The organism is Gordonia sp. NPDC003504 (genome assembly GCF_053587995.1).
The window spans coordinates 125707-152266 of sequence record NZ_JBSFPC010000006.1; the positions used below are offsets into that span (position 1 = coordinate 125707).

The window sequence follows — 26560 nt, forward strand, 5'->3', positions numbered from 1 at the left end:
GTGGCCGGTAGGCTGGCGTGCCGTGACGCAGCGCAGTGATGACCCGGACACCGCCGAGCGCCGGACCCGGCTCCTGGCCGCGGCGGCGATCTCGTTGCGCGGTCTGTCGGACATCACCGAGCCGCTGGGCACCATGTTCGCCGACGCCGGCCACGAGCTGTATCTCGTCGGCGGATCCGTACGGGATGCGGTGCTCGGCAGGCTCGGTACCGACCTGGATTTCACCACCGATGCCCGCCCCGAGCAGGTCCAGGAGCTGCTTCGCGGCTGGGCCGACGCGTTGTGGGATGCCGGGATCGAATTCGGCACCGTGAGCGCACGACGCAACGACCTGATCCTCGAGATCACCACGTACCGCGCGGACAAGTACGACCGCGTCGGACGCAACCCGGTGGTGACCTTCGGATCGTCGATCGACGACGACCTGGTGCGGCGCGACTTCACCATCAACGCGATGGCGGTGCGGATCGGGCGTGGCGGCGCCGAGGAGTTCCACGATCCGCTGGATGGGTTGTCGGCGGCGCTGGCCGGGGTGATCGACACCCCCGCGACCCCGCAGGAGTCCTTCGACGACGATCCGCTGCGGATGCTGCGCGCGGTGCGGTTCGTCTCGCAGCTCGGATTCCGGGTGGCGCCGCGGGTCGCCGGCGCGATCACCGAGATGTCCGAGCAGATCGAGCGGATCACCGCCGAACGCATCCGTGCCGAGCTGGACAAGATGATCACCGGGGAGCACCCGATCGAGGCGATCGAACTGATGGTGTCGACCGGCCTGGCGCAACGCATCCTGCCCGAGGTACCCGGGATGCAGTTGACGATCGACGAACACCACCAGCACAAGGACGTCTATCAGCACTCGTTGACGGTGTTGCGGCAGGCCATCGATCTCGAGGACGGCGATCCCGATCTCGTCTTGCGGTGGGCGGCACTGCTGCACGACATCGGCAAGCCGGCGACGCGTCGTCACGAACCGAACGGCGGCGTCAGCTTCCATCACCACGAGGTGGTCGGCGCCAAGATGGTCCGCAAGCGGATGCGCGCGCTGAAGTATCCGAAGGCCGTGGTGGAGGACGTCGCGAATCTGGTGTTCCTGCACCTGCGGTTCCACGGCTATGGCGACGGCACCTGGACCGATTCGGCGGTGCGGCGGTACGTCACCGACGCCGGGCCGCTGCTGGAGCGGTTGCACAAGCTGGTCCGGGCCGACTGCACGACGCGCAACAAGCGCCGGGCCCGGCGGCTGCAGTCCAACTACGACGACCTCGAGGCGCGGATCGAGCAGCTGCGTGCGGCCGAGGATCTCGCCCGGGTGCGCCCGGACCTCGACGGCAACGCGATCATGGAGATCCTCGGCGTGCCGCCGGGACCGCTGGTCGGCAAGGCGTGGCGGTATCTCAAGGAACTGCGTCTGGATCGGGGTCCGCTCACCCACCAGGAGGCGGAGGACGCGCTGCGGGCGTGGTGGGCGGAGAACGGGCAGTCCTGAGCGGCGCCCGTCCTCCGATGGCGGCCTGTCAGTACCCCATCGTGCGCAGCGCGTCGGCGAGGCGGTCGAGGTCTTCGCGACGCAGGTCGAGGTGCGGGCTGATTCGCAGCACCGACTGATCGCCGGCGAGCGGCGCGCGCCACGAGTCGGCGGCGGTCACCAGAATCCCAAGGTCGTCGAACAAGCGGTCGCGGGCCGCACGCAGGTCCGCGGGCTGCCAGCCCGGTGGCGGCGCGAGCGTGACCAGCGCCGACGGCTCGTCGACGGGTTCGAGGATCTCCCAGCTGCCGATGCCGTCGAGTCGCTCCCGGGTGGCGCGGCCGATCGCGGCGAGTTCCCGGTAGACGCGTTGCTGACCGACCTGGGCGAGTTCGGCGATGGCGACGCCGAGCCCGAGGCGGCCGGCCAGGAATGCCTCGGAGCTCTCGATGTCGACGGTGCGCAGCGAGTCGCGGCGCACGGCCAGGAATCCGACGCCGCGTGGTCCGGTGAGCCATTTGCGGCTGGTGCCGTAGACGATGTCGGCGCCGGTGACCGTCGGGACGTGCCCGACCGACTGGGCCATGTCGACGACGACGGGAACGTGTGCGGCGTGGGCGATCTCGACGATGCGCGCCACCGGCTGCACCACCCCCGACATCGACCCGATGTGACAGACGTGGATGAAGTCGGGCTGCTCGAACTGCAGCATGTTCTCCATGGCGTCGAGGTCGACGTGGCCGTAGACGTCGCCGTCGGGCAGCGGCCGCACCGCGTATCCGCGTCGTTCGAACTCCACCAGGTTGGGTCCGAATTCGTTCTTGGTGACCCACACCGTCGATGAGACGGGCAGGCTCCAGCCGTTGAGCATCGCCCGCAGCGCCGCCCGAGCGCTCTCCCGGAAGATGATCTCGTCGGCGGTGTGACCGATGATCGCCGCGAGATCCCTTGTGTCACGAGCGAATTCGTCAGCTCGGTCATCGGCGGCCACGTAGGAGCCGCGTTCGGCCTCGCGCCACAGATGCGCCGAGATGGTCCCGATGACGGCGTTGGACGAGCGCCCCGCCGAGGCCGAATCCAGGTGGGTGAGTGCCGGGTTGAGACGTGCCCGGTGGAACGGTTCACCGAGAACGCTGACATACATAGCCCAAGAACCTACCGTGTGCCCGAAATCGGATGGAACCGACCGGCGTCGCGCTGCGTCCAACTCGACATGGAATCGGTCCTCGAGTATCTCTTCGGCACCGGCGACGGTGATCCCACCCACTGGCACACCGCCGCCGATGCCGATCCCGACGGCGACGGCGTGCGCAACGCGCTGTGGCTGGACTTCGACGGCGATGGTCGCGCCGACGACCTGATGTGGGATGTCGACGCGGACGGTGTGGTCGATGTGGCGGCCCTCGACCTCGACGACGACGGCACCGCGGAGGCGTGTTTCCGCGACAGTGGCAACGGGGTGTGGGCGATCCCGACGGCCCGGCCGGGGGCCGACGGCGGGGAGGCGACACCCGGCGAGCCGTCCCCGGAGCCGGTGGCGCCCTCCACGCCATCGACCCCACCGCCGACCCGCGTGGAGTCACATGACCTCGACGGCGACGGCGTCCCCGACCTGGAGGTGATCGTCGAGGGCGGAGCCGTCCGGCGACTGTCCATCGATGACGACCACGACGGCACCATCGATCAGATTCTCATCGACACCGACGGTGACGGGGTCATCGATCGCTACGAGGAAGGTGCCACCGGGTCGCGGTGAGACACCGCCGGCTGGATGGCGCGCACCGCGAACACACCGCACACGTAGACCAGCGACCCGATGATCACCAACGCCACCGACCGCCCGTCCGGCCCGATGACCAGCGCGGTGATCACCATGGCGATCACGTAGGCGATGTTGAACAGCGCATCCTGGGCGGAGAACACCTGGCCGCGCACGCTGTCACCGATGTCGACCTGCATGGCGACGTCCCCGCACAGTTTGGTGGTCTGGCCGACGATGCCGAGCAGCAGCGCGGCGACGCAGAAGCCGGGGACGGTGAAGGTGAGCAGGATCAGTTCGGCGGCCGCGCCGAGTGTCAACATCGCGATCAGGGTGGTGCGTCGGCCGAATCGGGCCACCGACAGCGGCGTGGTGAAGGCCGCCACGAACGCACCCGCGGCCACGAGACCGAGCACCAGGCTGATGGTGGCCAGGCCGTCGCCCTCGCCGGTGTGCCGGGCGAAGACGAACAGCATCAGGGTGTTCAGACCGAACACGAGACGATGGACCCCGATGGCCGAGAGCGCGGCGGCGGCCGGTTTGCAGTGGACAATCGCCCGGGTGCCGTGCAGGAAACCCACGGCGACCGCGTGCAGCGCCGAATGCCCGATGTCGTCGGGCTGGTCGGGTCCGAGCAACCGCGGCGGGAAACCGCGCGCGATGATCGCCGCGATGAGTGCGATGAGGACGCCGGCGAGGGTGGTCTCGGCGCTGCCCACGTTGCCGGTGCCGACGAGGTAACGGACGCCGAAGGCGATCCCCGCACCCACCGACAGCATCGCCCCGCCCAGCGTGGTGAACAGGGCGTTGACCGCGACGATCACCTCGCGGTGGGCGACATGCGGCAACGAGGCCGACAACCCGGATGCGACGAATCGGCTGGCGCCGGTGACGGCCAGCGCGCTGATGAGCACGAGCGTGTCGGGACTGCCGGTGGCGATCGCGATGGCGACGAGGCCGATCAGGACTGCGCGGATGACGTTCGCCCACAACAGGACGCTGCGTCGGTCCCAGCGGTCGAGCAATGCGCCGGCGAACGGCCCGAGCACCGAATAGGGCACCAGTAGCACGGCGAATCCGAGCGCGGCGGCCAACGGGTCGGCGTGGCGTTCCGGGTTGAACAGCACCCCGCCGATGAGGGCGGCCTGGAAGACGCCGTCGGTCAGCTGGCTGGTCAGGCGAACGGCGAGAAGCCGTGACAACCCCGGCGAATGATGCAGAGAATGGGTAAAGGTCTTCCACGAGGACGCGCCATGAGTCGCCGTGGGGTTCACGGACCTACAGTACCGACTGGGCCGGGCAGCCATGCGATGATGGTTCTCGTGGACGGCGGTGACAGCGCAGACGATCCGACCCCGGATCTGCCCGACGGCATCGGGGGTGGTGGGTCGAGCGCGGATGCGGCCCGCGACATCGAATCGGCGAACTCCATCCGGCCCGGCACACTGCTGTTGGCGTCGACGGATCTGATCGAACCGACTTTCGCCCGCACGGTCATCTACGTCATCGAGCACAACGACGCCGGCAGTCTCGGCGTCGTGATCAATCGGCTCAGCCAGACCGCGGTGCACAATGTGATGCCGTCGTGGACCGACGTCACCGCGGCGCCGCGGGCCTTGTTCATCGGCGGTCCGGTGAAGCAGGATTCGGCCCTGTGTCTCGGCGTGATCCGCCGCGGCGTGGATGTCGGCGATGTCGAGGCGATCCGCCCGGTCAGCGGCCGCGTCGCGCTCATCGACCTCGACGCCGACCCGGAACTCATCGCGACCCTCGTCGAGGGTGTGCGGATCTTCGCCGGGTACGCCGGCTGGGGAATCGGGCAACTCGATTCGGAGATGGAGCAGGACAGCTGGATGCTGGCGTCGGCGCTGCCGCGGGATGTGCTGGCCCCGCCCGCGGTCGACATCTGGGCCGACGTCCTGCGTCGACAGCCCTGGCCGATGCCGCTGCTGGCCACCCACCCGGTCGACGTCTCCATGAATTGAGTGATCCTTCCGTTCTACGGTTATCGTCGCGAGGGTGAACGCTTTCGCCGATTGGTTGATCCACGTGATCGAGTCGGTGCCTGCGTGGGCGGTGTATCTGATCGCCGGTGGGGCGGTGTACGCCGAGACGGCGTTGCTGTTGGCGGGGCTGATCATGCCCAGCGAGGCATTGCTGCTGGCGGCGGGCGTGGCCGCCGCGGTCGGCCAGACCAACATCGTCGCGTTGATCGTCGTCGCGTGTATCTGTGCGATCGCCGGTGATGTCACCGGCTACTGGCTGGGTCGTCTGGGTGGACCGCGGTTGCGTGGTTCGGCATTGGGCCGCCGGTTCGGGGAGCAGCGCTGGGACCGCGCGCAGCAACGGATCGACACCTCCGGGATCGTCGTCGTGACGACGGGCCGGTGGATCGGTTACGTCCGGTCGATCGTTCCGCGGGTGGCCGGGATGACCGAGATGCGGTTCGCCCGATTCGGTGCGGCCGACGTGGTCGGCGCCGTCAGCTGGGCGACGACGGTGCTGCTGGTCGGCTTCTTCGCCGGCGCCGTGCTGGGTGCGACGATCCTGGTGTACGCGGTTCTCGTGGTGGTGTCGCTGGTGGCGGTGCTGCTGGCCGGGAAGTGGGCGATGGCCCGCTGGCATCACCGGGCCCTTCCGGTGACCGAGGAGCCGCTCGGCTCAGCGGGCGGTCTCGTCGGAGGTGTCGGCGGAGGTGTCGGCGGCGGCTTCCCGGGCGTAGCGGGTGGCCATCCAGGAGCAGATGATGAGCTGGATCTGGTGGAAGATCATCAGCGGCAGCACGATCAGACCGACCACCGAACCGCTGAACAGGACCGTCGCCATCGGTAGGCCGGTGGCCAGGCTCTTCTTCGTTCCGCAGAACTGGATCGCGATGACGTCCTCGCGGCGAAAGTGCAGCCGACGCGGCAGCCAGCCGGTGAACCACAGCATCGCCACCACCAACACGGTCGCGATAGCCGCCATCGCCACCACCTGCCACGCGTCGACGATCGACCAGATGCCGTTGCGCACGCCCTCACTGAACGCCGCGTAGACCACCAGCACGATGGAGCCGCGGTCGACGAGTTTGGTGGGTTCGGCGAACCGCTTCAGGAAGGGGCTCACCCAGGGCCGGCACAGTTGGCCGAGGATGAACGGGACGAGGATCTCGGCGACGATCTTCCCGATCGACGAGCCGGTGATGTGCACGCCGTTGGTCCCCGACATCAACGCCACCACGAGCAGCGGGGTGAGCACCACCCCGATCAGATTCGACGCCGACGCACTGACGATCGCGCCGGCGACATTGCCCTTCGCGATCGAGGTGAACGCGATGGAGGACTGGACCGTCGAGGGGACCAGGCACAGGTAGAGCATTCCGGCGGCGAGGTCGTGGCCGAGCAGGGGACGCAGCACCGGTTGCAGTGCGAGCCCGATCAGCGGGAAGGCGACGAAGGTGAACGACAGGATGATCAGGTGCAGTCGCCAGTGCGCCAGGCCCTCAAGGGCCTGACGCGGATGCAGCCGCGCACCGTAGAGGAAGAACAACAGAGCGATCGCGACGACGACCACCCAGTCGAGGACGTCGGCAAAGGTGCCGCGGGCCGGGAAGACCGCGGCGATACCCACCGCGGCGAGGATTGCGAGGATGAAGCCGTCGATGGGGGAACGGCTCAGCAGGGAACGCACCGACGCTCAGACCCGGCTGGCGGCGGTGTCGTCGTCGCCGAGGCAGGCCCCGCGCAGGGTGCACGACGCGCAGCTCGACTCGCCGCAATCGGCGGCCTCGGAGCCGGCGGTCACGGAGCCTGCGGCATCGGAACCGGCAGTCGCGGCTTCCGTTGTGGCGGGTGCCTCATCGTGATCATGGGCGTCCGCGCCCGAACAGCAGGAGCAGCCCGCATCGGAGTCCTCGGACGACGCCCACCGGGCCGCGCGCACCGCGTAGCCGCTGACCGCGCCGACGATGATCAGCGCGCCCACCGCGGCACCCACGCCGAAGAGGAATGACCATGCGGAATCGACACCGAGGGTGAGCAGGCCGCCGGCGAGAAGGATCACGGCGGCGCCGATCGTGCCCGGCGCGGCGACCCGGTTGGCCACGGCGAAGGCGTCGTCGGAGCTCAGCGTCTCGGGCGAGCGCACGCCCACCCACCGGTTGCGGCGCAGCGTTCCGCGCAGACCTGCGACGCCGACGGCAAGCCACACCAGGGCCGGCACGAAGACGACGACGGCGACGACGATGGACACGACACTCACCCGACCACCATACGAGCCCGGCGCCGCCGGGGCGAAACCGGCGCCTCGCGGCCGGGCCGCCGCTGCAGACGCGCGGAGGCGACCATTTACGCTGGTGGAGTGACTTCAGCGGATACTTCGCGCAGCAACGGCTCCCCGGCAGGGACCTCATCGGCGGCCGGCGGCGCCCCCGGCACCCACCGTTACACCGCCGAGCTCGCCGGTCAGATCGAGCGGCGCTGGCAGCGGAACTGGGCCGATCGGCACGCCTACGAGGCGCCCAACCCGGTGGGCCCGCTCGCCGGTGACCTGACCCCCTACGGCGGCGCGTCGGCCGATGCCCCGGACAAGGTGTTCGTGCAGGACATGTTCCCGTATCCGTCGGGGGCGGGCCTGCACGTCGGGCATCCGCTCGGCTTCATCGCCAGCGACGTCTACGCCCGCTATCAGCGGATGATCGGCAAGAACGTGCTGCACACAATGGGCTTCGACTCCTTCGGGCTGCCCGCCGAGCAGTACGCGGTGCAGACCGGAACCCATCCGCGCACCACCACCGAGGCCAACATCGAGCGCTACCTCGGACAGATCCGCCGCCTGGGCCTCGGCCATGACGAGCGCCGGCGGGTGGCCACCACCGACGTCGACTTCTACCGGTGGACGCAGTGGATCTTCGCCCAGATCTACAACGCCTTCTACGACGCCGAGCAGGGTAGGGCCCGCCCCATCTCGGAGCTGATCGACGAATTCGCTTCCGGCGCACGCACTCTCGACGGCACCGCGTTTTCGGGCCGGGACTGGGCGGAGCTGAGCGGCGTCGAGCGCAACGAGTTTGTCGACTCCTATCGTCTTGTGTACCAGAGTGATTCGCTGGTCAACTGGTGCCCGGGTCTGGGTACCGTGCTGGCCAACGAGGAGGTCACCGCCGACGGCCGCAGCGATCGGGGTAACTTCCCGGTGTTCCGCAAGCATCTGCGGCAGTGGATGATGCGGATCACCGCCTACTCCGACCGGCTGCTCGACGATCTCGACGACCTGGACTGGCCGGAGAAGGTCAAGACCATGCAGCGCAACTGGATCGGGCGCTCGCGTGGTGCGCAGGTGCGTTTCGCGGTCCCGTCCGCCGACGCCGCGATCGAGGTGTTCACCACCCGCCCGGACACGCTGTTCGGCGCCACCTACATGGTGCTCAGTCCCGAGCACCCGCTGGTGGACACGTTGACCGCGGGCGCCTGGCCCGACGGCACCGATGAGCGCTGGACGGCCGGGGCCGCCACCCCGGCCGATGCGATCGTCGCCTACCGGGCGTCGATCGCCGCGAAGTCGGACCTGGAACGGCAGGAGAACAAGGAGAAGACCGGTGTCTTCACCGGCACCTTCGCCACCAATCCCGTTGACGGGCGCAATGTTCCGGTGTTCATCGCCGACTACGTGCTGATGGGCTACGGCACCGGCGCCATTATGGCGGTGCCCGCGCACGACACTCGTGACCACGAGTTCGCGACAGTCTTCGGGTTGCCGATCCGTGAGGTCATCGGCTCCGAGCAGGGTGTGGCCACCGAGGCCTTCGTCGGCGACGGCCCGCTGGTGAACTCCGACTTTCTCGACGGCATGCGCGTCGAGGAGGCGAAGGCCGCGATCATCGGCTGGCTCGAGGAGCGCGGTGCCGGCACCGGCACCATCCAGTACAAGTTGCGTGACTGGCTGTTCGCACGGCAACGCTACTGGGGTGAGCCGTTCCCGATCGTCTACGACGACGCCGGTCAGGCGCACGTGCTGCCGGAATCGATGCTGCCGGTGGAACTCCCGGAGGTCGATGACTACGCACCGGTCTCCTTCGATCCGGAGGACGCCGATTCCGAACCGTCACCGCCGCTGGCCAAGGCCACCGACTGGATGACCGTGGAACTCGACCTCGGTGACGGACTCAAGACCTACACGCGTGACGCCAACGTGATGCCGCAGTGGGCGGGCAGCTCCTGGTACCAACTGCGCTACATCGATCCCACCAACGAGGACACGTTGTGCGCCAAGGAGAACGAGGCGTACTGGATGGGTCCGCGGCCGGCGCTGCACGGGCCGAACGATCCCGGCGGGCTCGACCTCTACATCGGTGGCGTCGAGCATGCGGTGCTGCACCTGCTCTATTCGCGGTTCTGGCACAAAGTGCTCTTCGACCTCGGCTACGTGACGAGCCGGGAGCCGTACCGAAAGCTGTTCAACCAGGGCATGATCCAGGCGTACGCCTACAAGGACGCCCGCGGCATCTACGTGCCGGCCGAGGAGGTGACCGAACGCGACGGCGGGTTCTTCTACAACGGGGAGCCGGTCACCCAGGAGTACGGCAAGATGGGCAAGTCGCTGAAGAACTCGGTGACCCCCGACGACATCGCCACCGACTACGGTGCCGACACCCTGCGCGTCTACGAGATGTTCATGGGACCGCTGGATCAGTCCCGGCCGTGGGCCACCAAGGACGTCGTCGGCTCACAGCGGTTCCTGCAACGGATCTGGCGACTCGTCGTCGACGAGGAGACCGGCACCGGCCGGGTCAGCGACGCCGAGGCCGACGAGGACACACTTCGCCTGCTGCACAAGACGATTGCCGGTGTGCGGGAGGATTACGAGGCGCTGCGCAACAACACCGCGGTCGCCAAGCTGACCGTACTGACCAATCACCTGACGAAGAATTTCGAGGCCACCGGTGCGCCCCGCGTGATCGTCGAGCCGCTGGTGCTGATGCTGGCGCCGCTGGCCCCGCACATCGCCGAGGAACTGTGGCACCGTCTCGGTCACCAGGATCTGCTGGTGCGTGGACCATTCCCGATCGCCGACGAAGCCCTGCTGGTGGAGGACACCGTCGAGATCGTGGTGCAGGTGAAGGGCAAGAAGCGCAGCGTCATTCAGGTCGCCGCCGACGCCGACGAGACCGCCCTGCGGACCGCCGCACTCGCCGACGAGAAGATCGTCGGCCTGCTCGACGGTGAGCCGCGCAAGGTGATCGTGGTACCCGGACGGCTCGTCAACATCGTGCCGTGACGTGAACTCTGTGCCGTGACCGAAACTCTGTGCCGTGACCGAGGTCAGGGCCGGGGCACGGAGTCCTCGACACCGGGGACGAGCAATAGTGCCCGGTTGAGCCGGGACAGCGCGGCGACCGCGTCGGAGACCCGGTCGTCGTCGGGGACCGGCACGTCGGTCGCACCGCCGGGGGCATCGACCGAGGGCTGCCCTTGCTGCCGGTGAACGGTCTGGCGTACCGCCTCGGCGGTCCGCAGGGCGATGTCGCCGGCGTCGACGATCGCCGGTGACTCGGTGACAGTGCCGGCGCACCGGTCGGAGGTCCCGCCGGCGGTCCCCTCGGCGATGCCGATGGCGGTGGAGGCGAGGGCGTGCGCATAGGGCGTGGTGCGGTGCAGCACGAGCAGGGTCCGGTTCGTCGCCGACCCGGCCCCGGTGAGCAGCGCCAGCGACATCGAGGCGGTGGTGTGAGCGACGGCCGCCTCGGCGGTGTCGAGTCCCCGGCTGGCGGCGAGGACGTCGGCGTCGGGGCCGCCGCACATGGCGTGCACCGACCGGCGGATCACGGTCTGTACCGCATCGATCCAGGAGTCGACCGCGTCGATGAGCGCTCCCCGGGATTCGTTGGAGAACAACAGGTACGCCGCGATCACGCCGACTACCGCGCCGACGGCCGTCTCTTCGACGCGCCACATCACGAGGCGGAGGTCGAAGACACCGAGAAGGTCGAAAAGTACCGCGATCATGATCGTCACGAACAGGACCAGTGCCTCGTAGTTCAGTGGGCCGAAGTAGAAGGCGAGGAAGACACAGATCACGCAGATCGCCAACTCGATGTGGATGTGGTGACCCAGGACCACCACGACACCTGTGCCGACAACGACTCCGACGACGGTGCCGACGACGCGCCGCTCGGCGCGGGTCAGCGTGGCGGCGCGGGTGGTGGTTCCGACGAACACGACGTAGGCGGTCAGCACGGCCCAGTACCACCGGGATGCCGAGATGGCCTCCCCGGCCACCGTCGCCAGGGCGGTCGCGACGGTGACCTGTGCCGCGGTTCGCGTCGTTGGTCGCCATCGCCGCCAGAATCGCCAGGTCTGTGCCGGTGCCGGCGCCGGCGTTGACGTCGGTGCGGCCGCTGTTGTCGGCGTCGGCGACCGGCGATGGGCGGGCACCGAATCCGTGGACGTAGTGGGGCGTGACGACGCGCTGGGGTGGGATCGCCCGACCTCCCGCACGGCCTCGGTGGCCGTGGTGACCCGATCGAGCGCCGCGGCGTGTGACCGGTCGGCGTCGGTGCCGATGGCGGCCTGTTCAGTGGAAACCTGCACGTCGAAGACGCGCTGGGACAGTGTCGTGGCGTCGACACCCAACACGGTCGACGTGTCGTGACGCCGTTGCCAGTCCGAGACCGCGATGACCACTGCGGCCATGCGTTGCCTCAGGACGGTGAGGCGCTTATCCCCGCCGTCGTCGTGGGGGCCGCCGTGGGGGTCGTCGTGGGGCCGACCCGCAGCAGCACATACCGCGTCGGATGCGGCGCACAACTCGTCGAGCAGCAGGATGATCTGTCGGCGCGGCCGCTGACGCAGCAGGGCCAGTCGTACCAGCAACGCGGACCCGATGGCGGTCATCGCCACGATCTCACCGAGCCAGATGTGGGTGATGTCGACGTCGAGCAGCATGGTCAGGAAGTAGGCGAAGAAGCCGACGGTCCCCAGTGCGGCCCCGCGTGGCCCGAAGCGGCGCGGCCAGGTGGCCGCACCGGCCACGGCGATGAAGCCGACGACCGCGGCGCCGCGGTGGGCGGACAGACCGGCTGCGGTGACGATGCTCAGCGTGGCCGGCACCGCCAGCAGAGCCGTGGTCGTCGCTCGTGAGCCCGGCGTGGGATCCTTCACCGCCGCTATCGACATCATGGCGAGAATCCCGGCCATCACGTAGTACCCGGAGTCGCCGTCGACGACGGTGAGGGTCACCGACGCGGCACTCACCGACAGCAGGACCGCCAGCGCGGTCGCCGACGCCGTGATCAGTCGTAGCCGGCCCGGGTCGGACGCGGCCAGGCGCCGCCGGACGACGTGCACCGCACGAGGAATCATGGCACCGGTGATCGCTTGTCGGGCTACTTACCCGGTAGTTTCCGGGCGTAGTCGGAGCCGAGGGTCACCCAGCGGGTGAGTTGGCGTTCGGTGCGCACACCCTCGTCGGTGACGCGGATCCATCCGCGCGTCTGCCGGCCGGACATGATCATCGGATCGGTGTGCGGGTACTCGAGCAGGGTCTCGGTTTCCTCGGGCGGTACCCGGACCATCAGGCCGCCGCGTGAGCTCGCCGCGAGCGCCATGTTGCCGTTGATGAGGAATGCCAGGCCGCCGAACATCGGCTTCTCGTCGACGTTGGATTCGGCAGCCAGCATCGCGCGGATGCGGAAGGCGAGATCCTCGTCGTAGGCCACCCAACGAGGGTAGGACGCATCGGTGTGTGCGGCCAGCGGCGTCGGCGACCGTGATCGTTTCGCTGAGAGTTCGTGGCTATATCGTGCACCACACTTGCGCCTATCTTACCGATGAGTAAGATAGGCGCATGGCGATCAATCTCGAACTCCCGAAGAAGTTCGACTCCGCGGTCGAACAGGCACACCTGGCGGCCGAGCACATCTTCCGGCCGATCTCGCGCACCTATGATGCGGCCGAGCATGAGTACCCCAAAGAGCTCGATGACCTGGGCAAAATGGTCAAGGAGTCGCGGGCCAAGACCAGGGAGGCCGAGAAGGCGGAGCCGTCGTCGACGGCCGACACCGTCAACGGCGCCAACATCCGCGGCGTGCTGCACGGCGTGGAGATGGGCTGGGGCGACGTCGCCCTGATGCTCTCGATTCCGTATCAGGGACTCGGTAACGCCGCGATCTCGGCGGTGGCAAACCCCGAACAGCTCGAGAAGTTCGCCGGGGTGTGGGCGGCCATGGCGATCACCGAGCCGAGCTTCGGTTCCGACTCGGCCGCCGTCTCCACGACCGCCACCCGCGACGGTGACGACTACGTGATCAACGGGGAGAAGATCTTCGTCACCGCGGGTTCGCGCGCCGATCACGTCGTCACGTGGGCCACCGTCGACAAGAGCGCCGGACGCGCGGCCATCAAGAGTTTCGTCGTCCCGCTCGATGCCGACGGCGTCAGCGTGGTGCGGCTCGAGCACAAGCTGGGCATCCGCGCCTCCGACACCGCCGTGCTGCGGTTCGAGAACGCCCGCGTTCCGGCCGATCACCTGCTCGGCTCCCCGGAGGTCGATACCAAGAAGGCGTTCGCGGGGGTCATGCAGACCTTCGACAACACCCGCCCGGTGGTCGCGGCGATGGCGGTCGGCGTGGGCCGCGCCGCCCTCGAAGAACTGCGGGCCCTGCTCGAGGGTGCCGGCCACACGATTGACTACGACGCGTCCACCACCACGATGCACGCCGCGGTCGCCGAGTTCATCCGCCTCGAATCCGATTGGGAGGCATCGTGGTTGCTCGCCCTGCGGGCCGCCTGGATGGCCGACAACAAGCAGCCGAACTCCCTCGAGGCGTCGATGTCGAAGGCCAAGGCCGGGCGGATGGTCACCGACGTCACCAATAAGGCGGTGGAACTCGGTGCGACGGCGGCATATTCGGAGACGATGCTGCTGGAAAAGTGGGCGCGTGACGCCAAGATCCTCGACATCTTCGAGGGCACCCAGCAGATCCAGCAGTTGATCATCGCCCGCCGGATCCTCGGGAAGTCCAGCGCCGACCTGAAGTAGGTTTCAGCGCAACAGGTTACGTCGCAGCCGCTCTTCGCGGGCCAAGCGTTCGGCGTCGCGCCGACGCCGTTCGGCGAGGATCGCCGCGAGGACCAGTTCGTACGGTGCGCCCGGTGGCGGGGCGGGTGCCACGTACGGCGCGACCGCGATGATCAGCCGATCCGACAGCGCGCGACGCGCGGCCGGGGTGTACTGCTCGGCGCGCGTGAGGAACAGGCGCAGCGAGATGGCGGTCGAGTCCGGGATCGACGAGAGGTCGGCGGTCCGCGCCCAGGGTTCGAGGATCGGCGGCATGCCGACGGGGTCGGGCATCTGGAAGCGGAAGCGGTCGCGGATCACGTACGTCCCGGCGACCATGTCGCCGAGGCGTTTGTTCTTCCGGCTGATGGCCGCCGCGATGAGCGCCGGGACCCCGAAGAAGGTGTAGATTTCGACGACGCCGAGCATGGCGCGCGTCAACGCAAGCCGGAACTGGATCGGTCCGGCGTCGTCGCGGACGGTGCGCAGGCCGAGCGCCAGATGCCCCAGGGTCTTGCCCCGGGTGGTGGTCTCCACGATCGTCGGCAGCGCCGCCCATGCCAGCACCACCGACATGGTGGCGCAGGCGCCGAACAGGGCCTCGTCGGTGGCCAACTTGAACGACAGCCACAGCAGGAAGATCAGAACGGCCATCCCCACGACGAAGTCGATGAGGCCGGACGCGATACGCAATCCCAGCGATGCCGCGGGCAGATCGAGGGCGACCGCCTCCCCGGACACCAGATCGTCGCGCCCGACGCCCACCGTCGCGGGTACGCCCCGACCCCAGGCCGCGGTGCCCGCCGGCGCGGCCGGGTACGGGCCACGCGGCGACGGGGGAGCCATCGGATACATACGCGACACTCTAACCAGCACGTCGTCCGCGGCAGCGCGTGCCAACCGCCTGAATGACGACGCCGCCGCTGGAACGGCCGCATCCGACATCGCAGCCACTACCATGTCGGCGTGGATCTCGACGCCTACGTAGCGGCCAAGAAGCCGACCTGGGACCGACTCGACGAATTGTCGCGTCGGCGTCGGCTCTCCGGCTCGGAGGCCGACGAGATGATCGATGAGTATCAGAAGGTGGCGACGCACCTCTCGGTGATCCGATCCAGCGCCCCCGACCCTGCGCTCGTCGGATACCTGTCGTCGCTCCTGGCCCGGGCGAGGTCGCGGGCGGCCGGGGTCAAACTCGGAGCCTGGGCGACGGTGGGGCGCTACCTCGGACGCACCTTCCCGGCCGCGTTGTATGCGACCCGCTGGTGGTGGCTGACGACGATGATCACCTCGGTGCTCGCGATGGTGGCGTTGACGTGGTGGTTCCTCGATCATCCGCGGGTGGAGACCAGCTTCGGCTCACCACAGGAGATCGAAGAACTCGTCAACAACGACTTCGCGAACTACTACTCCGAGCACGCGGCAACCTCATTCGCATTTCGCGTGTGGTCCAACAACTTCTGGCTCGCGGCCACCTGTATCGCCTTCGGGGTCTTCGGGCTACCGGTGATCATGGTGCTGTGGAGCAACGTGCTCAACATCGCCGTCACCGCGTCGATCATGATCCGGCACGGCCGCGCCGACGTGTTCTTCGGCCTCATCACCCCACATGGGCTGCTGGAGATGACCTGCCTGTTCGTGGCCGCCGGCGTCGGACTCCGCGTCTTCTGGGCGTGGGTGGCGCCCGGCGACATACCGAGGTTGCAGTCGCTGGCCGCGCAGGGCCGCGCCGCCATCGGCATCGCGCTCGGACTGGTGGGGCTGCTGCTGATCACTGGCATCATCGAGGCCTTCGTCACGCCGTCGCCGTTGCCCACCTGGGCTCGTATCGGCGTCGGGGTGACGGTGTGGATCGGCTTCTTCGTCTACGTCTTCACGCTGGGGCGGTGGGCGTACAACGACGGCGAGCGCGGCGACATCGACGCCGCCGACCGCGATTTCATGGCGCCGGTGGCATGAGTCGATGACGATCGATATCCGCCGGGAGCAGCCGCAGGATCGACCCCGTATCCGGGACATCATTTTGGCGGCCTTCGACGACGGCACCGATGGGGAGGACGCGGTCGAGGCCGCGTTGACCGACGCGTTGTTCGCCGACGACGGCTATCTGCTCGCTCTGTCGCTCGTCGCCGTCGACGACGGTGAGATCGTCGGCTTCGTGATCGGCACCCGCGGCTGGGTCGGCGACGATCCCGCGATCGGCATCGGGCCCCTCGCGGTCATCCCGCACGCCCAGGGCGGTGGCATCGGTTCGGCCCTCATGACGCGGCTGATCGACGACGCGGCGGCCGCCGGCGAGCACGTCCTCGCGTTGCTCGGCGATCCCGAGTACTACGCCCGGTTCGGCTTCCGGACGGCCGCCGACCTGGGGATCGAAGCACCGGACCCCGAGTGGGGTAGGCACTTTCAGGCACTGCGAATCCCGGAGGGGCAATCGGAATCGCCGATCCGCGGCACGTTTCGGTACGCCGCACCCTTCGATGAGCTGTGACATTCAGTAGCTGATCGGAGTCACCTCAGAAGGGTGGTGGTGCGCCGTCATCAGGCACGACGGGGTATCGCTTCTTGCGTCGTCTCGGGCGTGGCGGGTTCAAAGGGTCGACGCCATCGGCGATGCGGGTCCGGTTGCGTTCGCGTTCGCGGCGTCGCCGTTCGTACTTGGCGGCGAGCCGATCCCGCTTGCTGGTGGGGATGACCCCGGGTTCCCGTGGTGCCGGTGGTGCGGCTGGTGGGTCGGCGAACCGGTAGCGACGCAACCCGCCGAAGAAGTCTTCGAGGGTTTCCGCCGGCCCCGGAATGTTCAGCCCTTCCGGCGTGGTGAAGACGGTGACCAGCCGTCCGTTCTCGTCGCGGTACTGGTCATCGAGCCAGCGGGAGTGCGTTTTCTGCAGGTGATGTCCACGGCACTTGGCGTTCAGCCCGTCGGGGGTGGTCTGTCCACCGAGTTCGGGGTGCTCGTGGTCGTATTCGTGCACGTGATCACAATCGCCGTCGAAGGCACTACCCCGGCAGGCGGGGATGACGCACTCACCGTGACGCATCCGGATGAATGTGTCCAACGCCGTCGACAGTCGGTATGGATCCGACGGCAACGCCGACGGGAGTTCGACGTCCTCGGGATTCACGCCCTTGGGCACCATCCGTCGGATCGTGGTCGGGTATCGGCTGATCAGATCGAGGATCTGCTCGGGGATGACCGCACCCTGCCCGACGAGGTAGCCGAGGTTCCCGTCGATCGGCATCTCGGCGGCCGAAACGGTGCTGCCCGAGCGGGATTCGGCGTCGGCGGGCGCGGCGTCCGTGTCATCGTCGGGCGCCGAATCGGGAGGTCCATCGTCGGCGGGTTCGGGTGGCGGTTCCGCAGCGACATCCGTTTCTGCGCTTGCGCTCTCGGCGTCCGAGCCGCATTCGTCGGGCAGAGTCATCTGCACCGCACGCGTGTCGGTATGCGTGGCCGGCTCGGGCTCGGGTTCCTTCTCGAGCTCAGGCTCGAGATCCGGCTCGGATGCGGGCTTCGATTCCGTACGGCGCGACTGAACTACCGATTGGCGTGCACCTCCACCGGATTCGTCGCCGGCATCGGACCGTCCCCGTCCTTGCGCCTGGCGCTCCTGTTCCTGGCGCTCCTGTTCCTGTTGGCGTTCCTCGATCGCCGCAGCGGTGGTCTCATCGGCGATGACGTGCAGCACGATCTGCACATCCGGAATACAGCCCGGCTCCGGAATGTCGGCGGGGCAGTCCTCTTTGCCGCATTCACACGCGAACTGCGTCCCCGACAACAACGAGTACATGGCATCGGCCTGGCGTTGCCGCCGCGTCCGCGGGTCTTTCCGGCAGGCGCAGTCGGCCAGGGCGGCGATCGTCTTCTCCGCGATCGTGATGTTCTCCGCGGACATGGTGCCGGTGATCTCCCCGGTCCCATCCCCCTCGAAATGAGTGAACACACCCCGCTTGTCCAGGTTCCGTTTCCGCGGTTCCCGCACGGCGTCCGGAGCATGCTGGAACACGATCTTGTCGACCATGTCCCGCAAACTCGTCGCCGGCCACTGCCCCTGCCTGCTGAACAACCGCTCGGCGATCGCTGCGTCGACCAGCGCGGTGTTCGGATGCAAGGCCGGCCCCGGATCGAGCAGGTTGGTGCGGTCGATCAGGGTCCGGAACTGGCTGTGGCTGATCCGCCCCTCGCGTAGTGCCCGCCCCGTCTTCGGCAGGCGGGTGGCCATCACGATCGCCTCATCCAGCATCCGCCGGGTGGTCACCATCGCCAGGTTGCGGGTGCGGGAGATGTGTTCGGCCGCGATCTGCGCGTACTCCGCCGACTCGTCCAACGGCCGGTCGGTCAGACACCTCACCACATACGCGGTGAAATACGAATCCAGCCACGCCATATAGGAACGGCACCGATCCAACTCGGTCATCGCGACCAACACCTCGTTGATCGAATGCTGATCCAACCGATCCGGATCCACCCCGAACAGAAACTCCGGCGGCAACCCCGGCCACGGCGACGGCCCCTGCTTCAACAACGCGTCGCGCACATCCCCACGAATCCGCGCGCTCCATGGAATGCTGCTCACCCTCGCCCCCTCGAACAAGATGACCGTCGAAGCTCTCTTCGATCTGACCATCATTGTAAAGACGGCCACCGACAAAACCGTTCACGCCGACGATCGGCCACCCCATCTGTGGACCAATCGACTTCTGGGGACAACTCAGCTCCGCGCCCGACGTCGGGTGACGGACGGTGGCCCCGACCGCGACCCGCTCGGTCCGGCGAATACTCCTACTCGCAGGATCGTCGGCACTCGGCCGCGCATCGAATCACGAAGGGCCCCACCGAAACTGCTACAACAGCCCGCGTGACTTGAGCACCAGGTAGTGATCGGCCAGAGCGGCCGGGAGGTGTTCGGGATCGGCATCGACCACGTCGACCCCGATGCGTCCCAGCGCCGATTCGGTCCGTTCACGCACCATCAGGGTGCGCGCCGCCGCGGCTGCCTCGTAGATCTCGGCGGCGTCGTCGCGTCGCGCACTCATCTCCTCCACCGCCGGGTCGCGGACCGAGCCGATGATCACCTTGTGCCGCAACGCGAGCACCGACAACGGAGCGAGCAGCGATTCCTCCACCGCGGCCGGTTCGAGCGGCGTCAGCAGCACCACCAACGCCCGCTGCCGCGTGAGCGTGGTGACCTCGGCGGCCAACAACGGCCAATCCGCTTCCAACAGAGCCGGTTGCAGCTCGGTCATCGCGTTGACCAGGTCGCCGAGCAGGGTGGTGCGCGGCGACCCGACGACACGTCGGTGGATCACCCTGTCACCGGCGATCAGGTCGACCCGATCACCGGCGTGGGCGGCCAACGCCGACAACAGCAGTGCCGCATCCATCGCCGCGTCGAGGCGGGGCGCGTCACCGACGCGTGCCGCGGAGGTCCGGGAGGTGTCCAGCACGATGATGATGTGGCGGTCCTTCTCCGGCTGCCAGGTACGCACGACCACCGAGCGTCGGCGTGCCGTCGCGCGCCAGTCGATGCTGCGGACGTCGTCACCTTCGACATAGTCACGCAGCGAATCGAATTCGGTGCCCTGACCGCGGATACGCACGGCCGACCGACCGTCGAGCTGGCGTAGCCGGGCCAGGCGTGAGGGGAGGTGCTTGCGTGAATTGAATGGTGGCAGGGCACGAATCACCCCGGGCAGAGGATAGCTGTGCTGTCGTGCGGCCAGGCCGAGCGGACCGGGGCGTCGGATGGTCGCGCGTACCGCGAGCCGATCACCGCGGCGCACCGGCACCAGAACGGTGGTCAGTTCCCGGCGCTCGCCCGGCGGGATGTCGAGGTCGTGCTCACCGGACCGCACCCCGGCCGAGGGCTGCCACGAATCACGCAGCCGCCCTCTGAATCTCCGGGTCCCGACATTCTCGGCGACGATCACCGACGAACCGGCAGCACCGAGACGGATTGGTGCCGACGGAAGGCGATACAGTCGCAGCGCCGTCGAACCGGCCGCGAGCAGATCGACCGCCATCACCACCGCGCAGGCGAACACCCACAGCAACACCACCCACACGTGGGGGAACACCACCGCAGGAATGATGCCCAGCGAGAGGAGGGCGACGAAGCGGCCGGTCAGCACCATCAGCGCGGGACCGGTACCGAGTTGATCGCGGCGTCGAGCACCGCGGCCACCGAGACGCCCTCCAACTCCGCCTCCGGACGCAACGAGAGCCGATGGGCCAGAGTCGATTGCGCGAGTGCCTTGACGTCGTCCGGGGTGACGAAGTCACGGCCGGACAGCCACGCCCAGGCACGGCTCGTGGACAACAATGCGGTGGCACCACGCGGACTGACCCCCAACGCCAGCGACGGTGAACTGCGGGTGGCGCGCGCGATGTCGACGATGTAGGCGGCGATCGCCGGCGCCACCGCCACGTGTCGGATCGCGTCGGCGCCGGCGACGATGTCGGCCGCCGAGGCCACCGGTCGCAGGCCCGCGGCGGTCAGGTCACGCGGATTGAATCCGGCTGCGTGCCTGCTCAATACGGTGATCTCGTCGTCGCGCGGCGGGATCGGCAACGTGACCTTCAGGAGGAACCGGTCCAACTGGGCCTCGGGCAGCGGATAGGTGCCCTCGTACTCGACGGGATTCTGGGTGGCCGCCACCAGGAACGGGTCGGGCAGCGGCCGCGGCACACCGTCGACGGAGACTTGACGTTCCTCCATCGCCTCCAGCAACGAGGCCTGGGTCTTGGGTGGGGTGCGGTTGATCTCGTCGGCGAGAAGCAGGTTAGTGAAGACCGGACCGGGCCGGAAGGTGAACTCGGAGGTGGCGTTGTCGAAGATCAGCGACCCGGTGACGTCACCGGGCATCAGATCCGGGGTGAATTGCACCCGTTTGGTGTCCACCGCCAACGCCTGCGCCACCGATCGCACCAGCAGGGTTTTCGCCACTCCCGGAACACCTTCGAGCAGGATGTGACCACGGCACAGCAGCGCGATGAGGATGCCGGCGACGGCCGGGTCTTGTCCGACAACCGCTTTGGCGACCTCGGCGCGGACCGCACCCAGGGCCTGGCGTGGATCGCGGGCTGCGGCTCCGGCAGTGTCCTGGGCTCCGGCGGCGTCCTTGGCGACGGAGACGGTGGGCTCGGAGTGCGCAGTGGGGTGAGGGGTCGCGGGTTCAGAGGTCATGGTGTGCGTCGAACTTCCTTCTCGAGGTCGGTCAGGTCGGAGGTGAACTGCGCCAGCTGGGTGTCGTCGGTGGGGAGTGGGCCGACCAGCAGCGCGGCGACCTGTCGGGAGTCGCGTCCGGTCGCCGACGCGACGGCGGCAACGACGGAATCCAGTGCCGGGTCGTGCTCGATCGGTGTGTCCGAGGAGATCGCGTCGAGTGCCCGGACCGGGTCGTAGGCCAGGCCGACGTAGCGGGCGATCGACGCGGTGGTGTGGACGCGCAGGATTGCGGCGGCACGCCCGGCGTCGGCGGCCTTGCGGTAGAGGCGTCCCCGTGACCGGGTCGTCTCGATGGCCTTGACGACGGCCGGAAGTGGTTCGGCGACAAGTGGTCCGAATCGGCGGCCGCGCCACAGCGAGACGGCGATCGTGACGAAGAAGGCGAGGAAGAACAACGGCCAGACGATCGACGGGAGAACGGAGTCCTCATCGTCGTCCTCGCTCTCGACACGATCGGAGGGCAGGGGAACGTACCAGAGCACGTTGTCGCCGGTGGCCATGGTGCGCACGGTGACCCCGGCATTGTCGACGTCGGCCAGGCTGGAATTGGTGGTCATCGCGCCGGTCATCACGATCGTCTCGGGCAGGTCGGCCGAGGGATCGGCGACCACCACCTCGGCACCGGGTGTTCCCGCCGCCGGATCGTTGGCCGACCCGGACGGGAAGCACGACACGGTCGACGACGCATCGGTGGCCACGTAGTGGGCGGTCGACGGCGTCACCGTATCGGTCGGTTCGATTCCGGCGACGCTGCAGTCCGCGCGGATGCCCGACTGGCCGAAGACCACACTGCTCCACTCGGTCACCGGGAGACCGAGGGCGTCCAGCACCGTATCGTTCGCGTCGACGAGCACCACCCGCCTCGCGCCCCGGACCCGCTCGGCAAACGCCCGGGCGGTTTCGGCGGTCATCGCCGGCGTGTTGGTGACCACGACGGTGGTGTCGCCGTCGGGTTTCGGGGTGACCGTCAGATCGGCAAGTCCGCGAACGACCTTCACGTCGCCGCCGTGGTCACCGATGATGTTCGCGAGTGCACTGGAACCGTTCCCGCCGTAATTGCCCGGATCGCCGGGGACTGAGTTGCCGCGTTCGTCGGCGGACCCCCCGACGGCGACGATGGCCAGGATCGCGACGATGATCAGGATGACCGCGGCAATCGGCAACCAGATCCACAGGGCCCGCCGGCGGTTCCGGCGGGGCGGGGCCGGCACCGGGCCCGTCGATGCGGTGGCGGTGCCTCCGGCAGAGACGTCGGTGGTCATCGCGGCACCGCGAATCCCTCGACGGCAGCGGGTGTCGTCGACGTCGCCGGCCGGGTCGCGCGCAGGGACTCATCGAGATCGAGGACGAGGCGGGCCTGCTCGGCGGTGGCGTGCCGGTATCCGTAGACCACCGCGTCGAACAGGTTGGCCGCGTAGGTGAGTTCGCGTCCGTGGTCGGGGAACGGCGTGCGCAGGCGCACCGCCACCTCGTGTGCGGTCAGCGACGGGGCGTCGCGCAGCACACCCCGTTCGGCGGAGCGCCGGGTCAGCGCACGCATCGCCTCGCGTACACATCCGTCGTGATCGCCGGCGGCGAGCATCTCCTCGGCCTTGCGACGAAACTCTTTGGCCGACAACGGGTCACCGCCCAGGACCGGACCGACCTCGGCGTCGGAATCGGAGCGTGGCGTGCGGCGGACGAAGAGTAGCGCGTAGACGATCAATGCGAGGACGAGCAGCCCCAGCACGACCCCGATGATCGTGGCGACACTCGCATCCGACCAGAGCAGATCCCCGACCCGGTCGGTGAACCAGCGCGAGAGCCCGTCGGCGAGTCGGTCGAGCAGACCGGGTTGTGGGGGCTGATAGCGCGATCCCGACAACTCGTCGCGGGCCCACTGGCGGGCCTGGTCGTTGTCAGGCGAGAGTCCGTCGGCGAGAAGGATGATCGAGCCGCTCATCGCGGGCCTCCCCGCGCGGCGGCGATCTGGGCGAGTTGTTGGTCGTAGCCCTCGCGCCGGATCCGGGCGTCGACGTGCAGCAGCGACGTCGCGATCGCCTCGACGGGGGAGACCAGCGCGGTGATCAGCGGTACCAGAACCGCTGCGGAGACGAGGGCGGCCACCCCGCCGCTTCCGGTGGCATCGGAGATCATCTCCGATGCCATACCCAGCACCCCGTTGATGATCCCGGAGAGGATCCAGATGAGGAGCAGCACAACGAAGTAGCGCCAGAAGGATCGGTGCGTCAGCGTCGCGGACCGGCGGATCGCGGCGAGCGGGCCGAGCCGTTCGATCACCACCGCCGCCGGGGCGAGTGCGATCCGCACGGTGACCCAGATGGTCGGGATGATCGCCGCGACACCGACGAGGAGGATGGCCGCGACGACGAGATCGTCGTCGCCGCCCGTCAGCGAATCGAGGGCGAGGACGACGACGTCGGGAATGCAGAACACCCCGCACAGCACCAGCGCCACCGCCAGGATGTGCCCGCCGACGGGACGGACCTGAGCCCACAGCTCCGCCCACGTCGTGCGCACGCCGACCGCGGCGGCGTTGAGCGGGTAGGCCAGGGGGCCGGCCGCCAGGGCCACGACCGCCGCGCCGATCAGTGAGTTCGCCCAGTCGTTGTCCATCGCGCCCAACCACGACGTGAGGTCGGGATGTCCGCCGGATTCGACGGTGACGATCACTGCGGCGAGGACGGCCGAGACGACGGTCAGGAGAGCGGTGAGACCGGCCGTGATCCCGAAGGTGATGCCGGGGAAGAATCGGATCGCCGAGAACGTGGCGTCGATCAGGTCACGTGTGTCGAGCGGCCGCAGCGGCACGACGCCGGGCTTGTGCGCGGGTGTCGGCTGCTGCCACACCGGTGGTGGTTGCGGCCCGCCGATGGCCGATCCCCACTGCACCGGACCACTCTGCGCCGAACCCCCTTGCGGACCCGATGGGTAGGTCATCGCGGCTCCTCCCAGCGGGTCGTCGGGGTCGCGCGTGATCCCCGGTTCGGTCGAGCACAGTCGGCGTTCGCCAACGTGTCGGCGAACATATCAAACACCCAACCCTGCCCCGCCTGCCGACGTGGCGTCAGTCCCGATCGTTTGATCGCATGACGTGGGGTGCGACGGAGACGGCGATGTCGTCGGAGCCGAGTCGCTCCCCGTCGGCGGAGCGGACCTCGACGGTGACGGGAGTGCCGTCGTCGACGGCATTGAGCCGCAGCGGTCCACCGTCGTCCTGCAGGTACCGGTTGCCCCACTGCATCAGCCCGAGGACGACGGGGAGCAGGTCACGGCCCATCTCGGTGAGTTGGTACTCGTTACGCACGCGGCTGCCCGGCTCGCGGTAGGGGACCTTGACGAAGATGCCGGCGTCGGTGAGCTCCCGCAATCGCGCCGAGGCGACGGCGTCGGTGATGCCGACCCGCCGGGCGAACTCGTCGAATCTGGTTGCGCCGTAGAAGGCCTCACGCAGGATCAGCATCGCCGACCGGGTGCCGACGACGCCCATGGCCTTGTCGATGGAGCAGTGCCGAGCCTTCCAGCTGTCGCGGTCGGTGAGGGGCCCCGTCAGATTCATGAACCCATCCTACTCTGACTTGACCGTGCAATAGTCAGGGTGTAGACATCTGACTATGAGATCCCATAGTCAGAAGTGGCTGCTGACGGTAGCGTGCGGGGCACCCTTTCTGGTTGCACTCGACCTGTTCGTCGTCAACGTCGCCTTCGATCAGCTCGCACACGAATTCCCCGGTGCCGGCCTGGGCACGATCAGCTGGACGTTGTCGGCGTACGCGATCACCTTCGCCGCGCTGCTCGTCCCACTCGGATCGTGGAGCGATCGGGTGGGCAACCGCCGCGGATTCATCACCGGTGTCCTCGTGTTCACGGCCGGCTCGGCACTGGCGGCCGCGGCACCGACGCTCGGTGTGCTGATCGGCGCGCGCGTGCTGCAGGCGGTCGGCGCGGCAGCGCTGACACCCGCGAGCATGTCGCTGCTGGTCACCTCGCTACCGGCCCACCGCCGCGCGGCGGGCATGCGGATCTGGGCGGCGACGTCGGGCATGGCGGCGGCACTGGGCCCGGTGGTCGGTGGCGTCCTCGTCGAGATCAGTTGGCGCATGGCGTTCGTGATCAACGTGCCGCTGGGGATCGCCTTCGTCCTGCTCGCGCTGGGCGTGTTCGCGAAGGATCCGGCATCCGCGCAACGCCGACGAGCTCCGGGCTCGGTGGTGCGAACGCTGATGTGTTCGGTGCTGTTGGGGGCGGCGAGTGCTCTGGCGGTTTTGTATCTGATCAACGGCGACAGTTGGGGCTGGGGCTCTCCGTCGTCGATCGCGGTGCTCGTGGCGGCAGTGCTCTCTGCGGCCGTCTTCGTCGTCGCCGATCGCCGGGCGGCCGAGGCACTCGTCCCACGGCAACTGTTCGACGATCGACGGTTCACCGTCGGTACGATCGCGATGCTGATCTTCAGCGTCGCATTCGCCGCCGGACTCCTCAACGCCATCCTGTTGCTGCAGCAGGACTGGGGCTATTCGGTGCTGCTCAGCGGACTCGCCATCGCGCCCGGACCGTTGATGGTGCCGGTGGTGACGGTGCTGGTCGGCCGTCGGGCGGCACATATCTCGCCGTGGCCGCTCGCCGCACTCGGATCGCTGATCTGGGCCGCCGGCAGCATCGTGATCGGTGTTTCCACGTCTATTGCCGCGCTTCATGGTTCGTACGCAGCCTGCTTCCTGCCGGGATGGCTTCTCGGTGGAATCGGCGTGGGACTGACCATCCCAGCCCTGCTGGCGGGCGCAACGCAGCGACTGTCGATGGACATGGCGGCGCGCGGGAGCGCCGTCGTCACCATGGGCAGACAGTTCGGCACCACGATCGGCACGAGTGTGCTCGTCGCCGTCCTCGCCGGTGGACTCGCGCGCTGCGTCTCGTGGTGGATCATCGCAGCCATCGCCGGGGCCGCCGCGTTGGTCGCCTACGCCGGGGTCACGGTCACGACTCCGGCCGGCGACCCGCTCACTGCCACCACACCCGTCCCCGGCGATCGCCGGGACCCGAGCAACCCCCGTATGTAGTAACCCACTGATG

22 protein-coding genes and 1 pseudogene are annotated in these 26560 nt (G+C 68.4%); 9 read left to right on the plus strand and 14 right to left on the minus strand.

Features of this window, described 5'->3' with window-relative positions; genetic code table 11:
* The first annotated feature begins 22 nt into the window (after positions 1 to 22).
* Positions 23 to 1486: a CCA tRNA nucleotidyltransferase gene (locus ACWDPV_RS13495; protein ID WP_449743378.1), complete on the plus strand. Its 1464-nt coding sequence runs from the start codon at positions 23 to 25 to the stop codon at positions 1484 to 1486.
* Between the two features lie 28 nt (positions 1487 to 1514).
* On the opposite strand, the gene ACWDPV_RS13500 is transcribed toward ACWDPV_RS13495, so the two are convergent.
* A complete protein-coding gene (locus ACWDPV_RS13500) occupies positions 1515 to 2609 on the minus strand; it encodes an aminotransferase class V-fold PLP-dependent enzyme (RefSeq protein ID WP_449743379.1) in 1095 nt (364 codons plus the stop codon).
* Positions 2610 to 2627: 18 nt separating this feature from the next.
* Between ACWDPV_RS13500 and ACWDPV_RS13505 the strand changes: the two genes are divergently transcribed.
* Positions 2628 to 3221 (plus strand): hypothetical protein, encoded by a 594-nt coding sequence (locus ACWDPV_RS13505; RefSeq protein WP_449743380.1) that lies wholly within the window; start codon positions 2628 to 2630, stop codon positions 3219 to 3221.
* On the opposite strand, the gene ACWDPV_RS13510 is transcribed toward ACWDPV_RS13505, so the two are convergent.
* The gene (locus ACWDPV_RS13510) at positions 3191 to 4498 is read right to left on the minus strand and encodes an MFS transporter (RefSeq protein WP_449743381.1); all 1308 of its coding nucleotides are present in this window, start codon (positions 4496 to 4498) and stop codon (positions 3191 to 3193) included. The two genes, ACWDPV_RS13505 and ACWDPV_RS13510, sit on opposite strands and share 31 nt — an antisense overlap.
* Positions 4499 to 4534: 36 nt before the next feature.
* Between ACWDPV_RS13510 and ACWDPV_RS13515 the strand changes: the two genes are divergently transcribed.
* Together ACWDPV_RS13515 and ACWDPV_RS13520 are read left to right on the plus strand one after the other, a co-directional pair.
* Positions 4535 to 5209 carry a YqgE/AlgH family protein gene (locus ACWDPV_RS13515; RefSeq protein ID WP_449743382.1) on the plus strand — a complete coding sequence of 225 codons (675 nt, stop codon included), beginning with the start codon at positions 4535 to 4537 and terminating at the stop codon, positions 5207 to 5209.
* Positions 5210 to 5363: 154 nt separating this feature from the next.
* Positions 5364 to 5678: pseudogene (locus tag ACWDPV_RS13520) on the plus strand (DedA family protein); the annotation flags it as partial.
* Between the two features lie 207 nt (positions 5679 to 5885).
* Here the strand turns inward: ACWDPV_RS13520 and ACWDPV_RS13525 are convergent.
* Positions 5886 to 6896, minus strand: coding sequence for a bile acid:sodium symporter family protein (locus ACWDPV_RS13525; protein ID WP_449743383.1), 1011 nt, complete (start codon positions 6894 to 6896; stop codon positions 5886 to 5888).
* Between the two features lie 6 nt (positions 6897 to 6902).
* The gene (locus ACWDPV_RS13530) at positions 6903 to 7466 is read right to left on the minus strand and encodes an SdpI family protein (RefSeq protein WP_449743384.1); all 564 of its coding nucleotides are present in this window, start codon (positions 7464 to 7466) and stop codon (positions 6903 to 6905) included.
* 99 nt (positions 7467 to 7565) lie between these two features.
* Here ACWDPV_RS13530 and leuS point away from each other — a divergent pair, with 99 nt between their 5' ends.
* Positions 7566 to 10481: a leucine--tRNA ligase gene (leuS, locus tag ACWDPV_RS13535; protein ID WP_449743385.1), complete on the plus strand. Its 2916-nt coding sequence runs from the start codon at positions 7566 to 7568 to the stop codon at positions 10479 to 10481.
* Positions 10482 to 10525: 44 nt separating this feature from the next.
* On the opposite strand, the gene ACWDPV_RS13540 is transcribed toward leuS, so the two are convergent.
* Together ACWDPV_RS13540 and ACWDPV_RS13545 are read right to left on the minus strand one after the other, a co-directional pair.
* Positions 10526 to 12565, minus strand: a complete 2040-nt coding sequence (locus ACWDPV_RS13540) for an FUSC family protein (protein WP_449743386.1) — start codon at positions 12563 to 12565, stop codon at positions 10526 to 10528.
* 23 nt (positions 12566 to 12588) lie between these two features.
* Complete coding sequence (locus ACWDPV_RS13545; RefSeq protein WP_449743387.1) at positions 12589 to 12921, minus strand: TfoX/Sxy family protein; 333 nt, start codon at positions 12919 to 12921, stop codon at positions 12589 to 12591.
* A 128-nt stretch (positions 12922 to 13049) separates the two neighbouring features.
* Between ACWDPV_RS13545 and ACWDPV_RS13550 the strand changes: the two genes are divergently transcribed.
* Complete coding sequence (locus ACWDPV_RS13550; RefSeq protein ID WP_449743388.1) at positions 13050 to 14243, plus strand: acyl-CoA dehydrogenase family protein; 1194 nt, start codon at positions 13050 to 13052, stop codon at positions 14241 to 14243.
* 3 nt (positions 14244 to 14246) lie between these two features.
* Here the strand turns inward: ACWDPV_RS13550 and ACWDPV_RS13555 are convergent, their stop codons facing one another.
* Positions 14247 to 15116 carry an RDD family protein gene (locus tag ACWDPV_RS13555; protein ID WP_449743389.1) on the minus strand — a complete coding sequence of 290 codons (870 nt, stop codon included), beginning with the start codon at positions 15114 to 15116 and terminating at the stop codon, positions 14247 to 14249.
* A 111-nt stretch (positions 15117 to 15227) separates the two neighbouring features.
* On the opposite strand from ACWDPV_RS13555, the gene ACWDPV_RS13560 reads away from it, so the two are divergent.
* Both ACWDPV_RS13560 and ACWDPV_RS13565 read left to right on the plus strand, forming a co-directional pair.
* A complete protein-coding gene (locus ACWDPV_RS13560; RefSeq protein WP_449743390.1) occupies positions 15228 to 16220 on the plus strand; it encodes a stage II sporulation protein M in 993 nt (330 codons plus the stop codon).
* Positions 16221 to 16224: 4 nt separating this feature from the next.
* On the plus strand, positions 16225 to 16752 hold the full coding sequence (locus ACWDPV_RS13565) for a GNAT family N-acetyltransferase (RefSeq protein WP_449743391.1): 528 nt from the start codon (positions 16225 to 16227) through the stop codon (positions 16750 to 16752).
* Positions 16753 to 16777: 25 nt separating this feature from the next.
* On the opposite strand, the gene ACWDPV_RS13570 is transcribed toward ACWDPV_RS13565, so the two are convergent.
* The 7 genes from ACWDPV_RS13570 to ACWDPV_RS13600 all read right to left on the minus strand — a co-directional run bounded on the left by ACWDPV_RS13570 (position 16778) and on the right by ACWDPV_RS13600 (position 25049).
* Complete coding sequence (locus ACWDPV_RS13570; protein ID WP_449743392.1) at positions 16778 to 18838, minus strand: DUF222 domain-containing protein; 2061 nt, start codon at positions 18836 to 18838, stop codon at positions 16778 to 16780.
* Positions 18839 to 19106: 268 nt separating this feature from the next.
* Positions 19107 to 20396: a DUF58 domain-containing protein gene (locus tag ACWDPV_RS13575; RefSeq protein WP_449743393.1), complete on the minus strand. Its 1290-nt coding sequence runs from the start codon at positions 20394 to 20396 to the stop codon at positions 19107 to 19109.
* Positions 20396 to 21448 (minus strand): AAA family ATPase, encoded by a 1053-nt coding sequence (locus ACWDPV_RS13580; RefSeq protein ID WP_449743394.1) that lies wholly within the window; start codon positions 21446 to 21448, stop codon positions 20396 to 20398. Before ACWDPV_RS13580 ends, ACWDPV_RS13575 begins: the two co-directional genes overlap by 1 nt.
* Positions 21445 to 22752 (minus strand): DUF4350 domain-containing protein, encoded by a 1308-nt coding sequence (locus tag ACWDPV_RS13585; RefSeq protein ID WP_449743395.1) that lies wholly within the window; start codon positions 22750 to 22752, stop codon positions 21445 to 21447. Before ACWDPV_RS13585 ends, ACWDPV_RS13580 begins: the two co-directional genes overlap by 4 nt.
* Positions 22749 to 23432 (minus strand): DUF4129 domain-containing protein, encoded by a 684-nt coding sequence (locus tag ACWDPV_RS13590; protein WP_348805471.1) that lies wholly within the window; start codon positions 23430 to 23432, stop codon positions 22749 to 22751. Before ACWDPV_RS13590 ends, ACWDPV_RS13585 begins: the two co-directional genes overlap by 4 nt.
* A complete protein-coding gene (locus ACWDPV_RS13595; RefSeq protein WP_449743396.1) occupies positions 23429 to 24430 on the minus strand; it encodes a hypothetical protein in 1002 nt (333 codons plus the stop codon). The genes ACWDPV_RS13590 and ACWDPV_RS13595 overlap by 4 nt, the downstream gene beginning before the upstream one ends.
* A gap of 127 nt (positions 24431 to 24557) precedes the next feature.
* On the minus strand, positions 24558 to 25049 hold the full coding sequence (locus ACWDPV_RS13600) for a winged helix-turn-helix transcriptional regulator (RefSeq protein ID WP_449743397.1): 492 nt from the start codon (positions 25047 to 25049) through the stop codon (positions 24558 to 24560).
* Positions 25050 to 25104: 55 nt separating this feature from the next.
* Here ACWDPV_RS13600 and ACWDPV_RS13605 point away from each other — a divergent pair, with 55 nt between their 5' ends.
* Positions 25105 to 26547, plus strand: a complete 1443-nt coding sequence (locus ACWDPV_RS13605) for an MFS transporter (protein ID WP_449743398.1) — start codon at positions 25105 to 25107, stop codon at positions 26545 to 26547.
* Positions 26548 to 26560: the final 13 nt, after the last annotated feature.

Coding starts and splice junctions, on each gene's coding strand:
- ACWDPV_RS13580 (WP_449743394.1), bottom strand. CDS start 21,448: ATGACCTCTGAACCCGCGACCCCTCACCCCACTGCGCACTCCGAGCCC.
- ACWDPV_RS13515 (WP_449743382.1), top strand. CDS start 4,535: ATGATGGTTCTCGTGGACGGCGGTGACAGCGCAGACGATCCGACCCCG.
- ACWDPV_RS13565 (WP_449743391.1), top strand. CDS start 16,225: ATGACGATCGATATCCGCCGGGAGCAGCCGCAGGATCGACCCCGTATC.
- ACWDPV_RS13540 (WP_449743386.1), bottom strand. CDS start 12,565: ATGATTCCTCGTGCGGTGCACGTCGTCCGGCGGCGCCTGGCCGCGTCC.
- ACWDPV_RS13585 (WP_449743395.1), bottom strand. CDS start 22,752: ATGACCACCGACGTCTCTGCCGGAGGCACCGCCACCGCATCGACGGGC.
- ACWDPV_RS13600 (WP_449743397.1), bottom strand. CDS start 25,049: ATGAATCTGACGGGGCCCCTCACCGACCGCGACAGCTGGAAGGCTCGG.
- ACWDPV_RS13590 (WP_348805471.1), bottom strand. CDS start 23,432: ATGAGCGGCTCGATCATCCTTCTCGCCGACGGACTCTCGCCTGACAAC.
- ACWDPV_RS13555 (WP_449743389.1), bottom strand. CDS start 15,116: ATGTATCCGATGGCTCCCCCGTCGCCGCGTGGCCCGTACCCGGCCGCG.
- ACWDPV_RS13575 (WP_449743393.1), bottom strand. CDS start 20,396: ATGGTGCTGACCGGCCGCTTCGTCGCCCTCCTCTCGCTGGGCATCATT.
- ACWDPV_RS13550 (WP_449743388.1), top strand. CDS start 13,050: ATGGCGATCAATCTCGAACTCCCGAAGAAGTTCGACTCCGCGGTCGAA.
- ACWDPV_RS13605 (WP_449743398.1), top strand. CDS start 25,105: ATGAGATCCCATAGTCAGAAGTGGCTGCTGACGGTAGCGTGCGGGGCA.
- ACWDPV_RS13595 (WP_449743396.1), bottom strand. CDS start 24,430: ATGACCTACCCATCGGGTCCGCAAGGGGGTTCGGCGCAGAGTGGTCCG.
- ACWDPV_RS13500 (WP_449743379.1), bottom strand. CDS start 2,609: ATGTATGTCAGCGTTCTCGGTGAACCGTTCCACCGGGCACGTCTCAAC.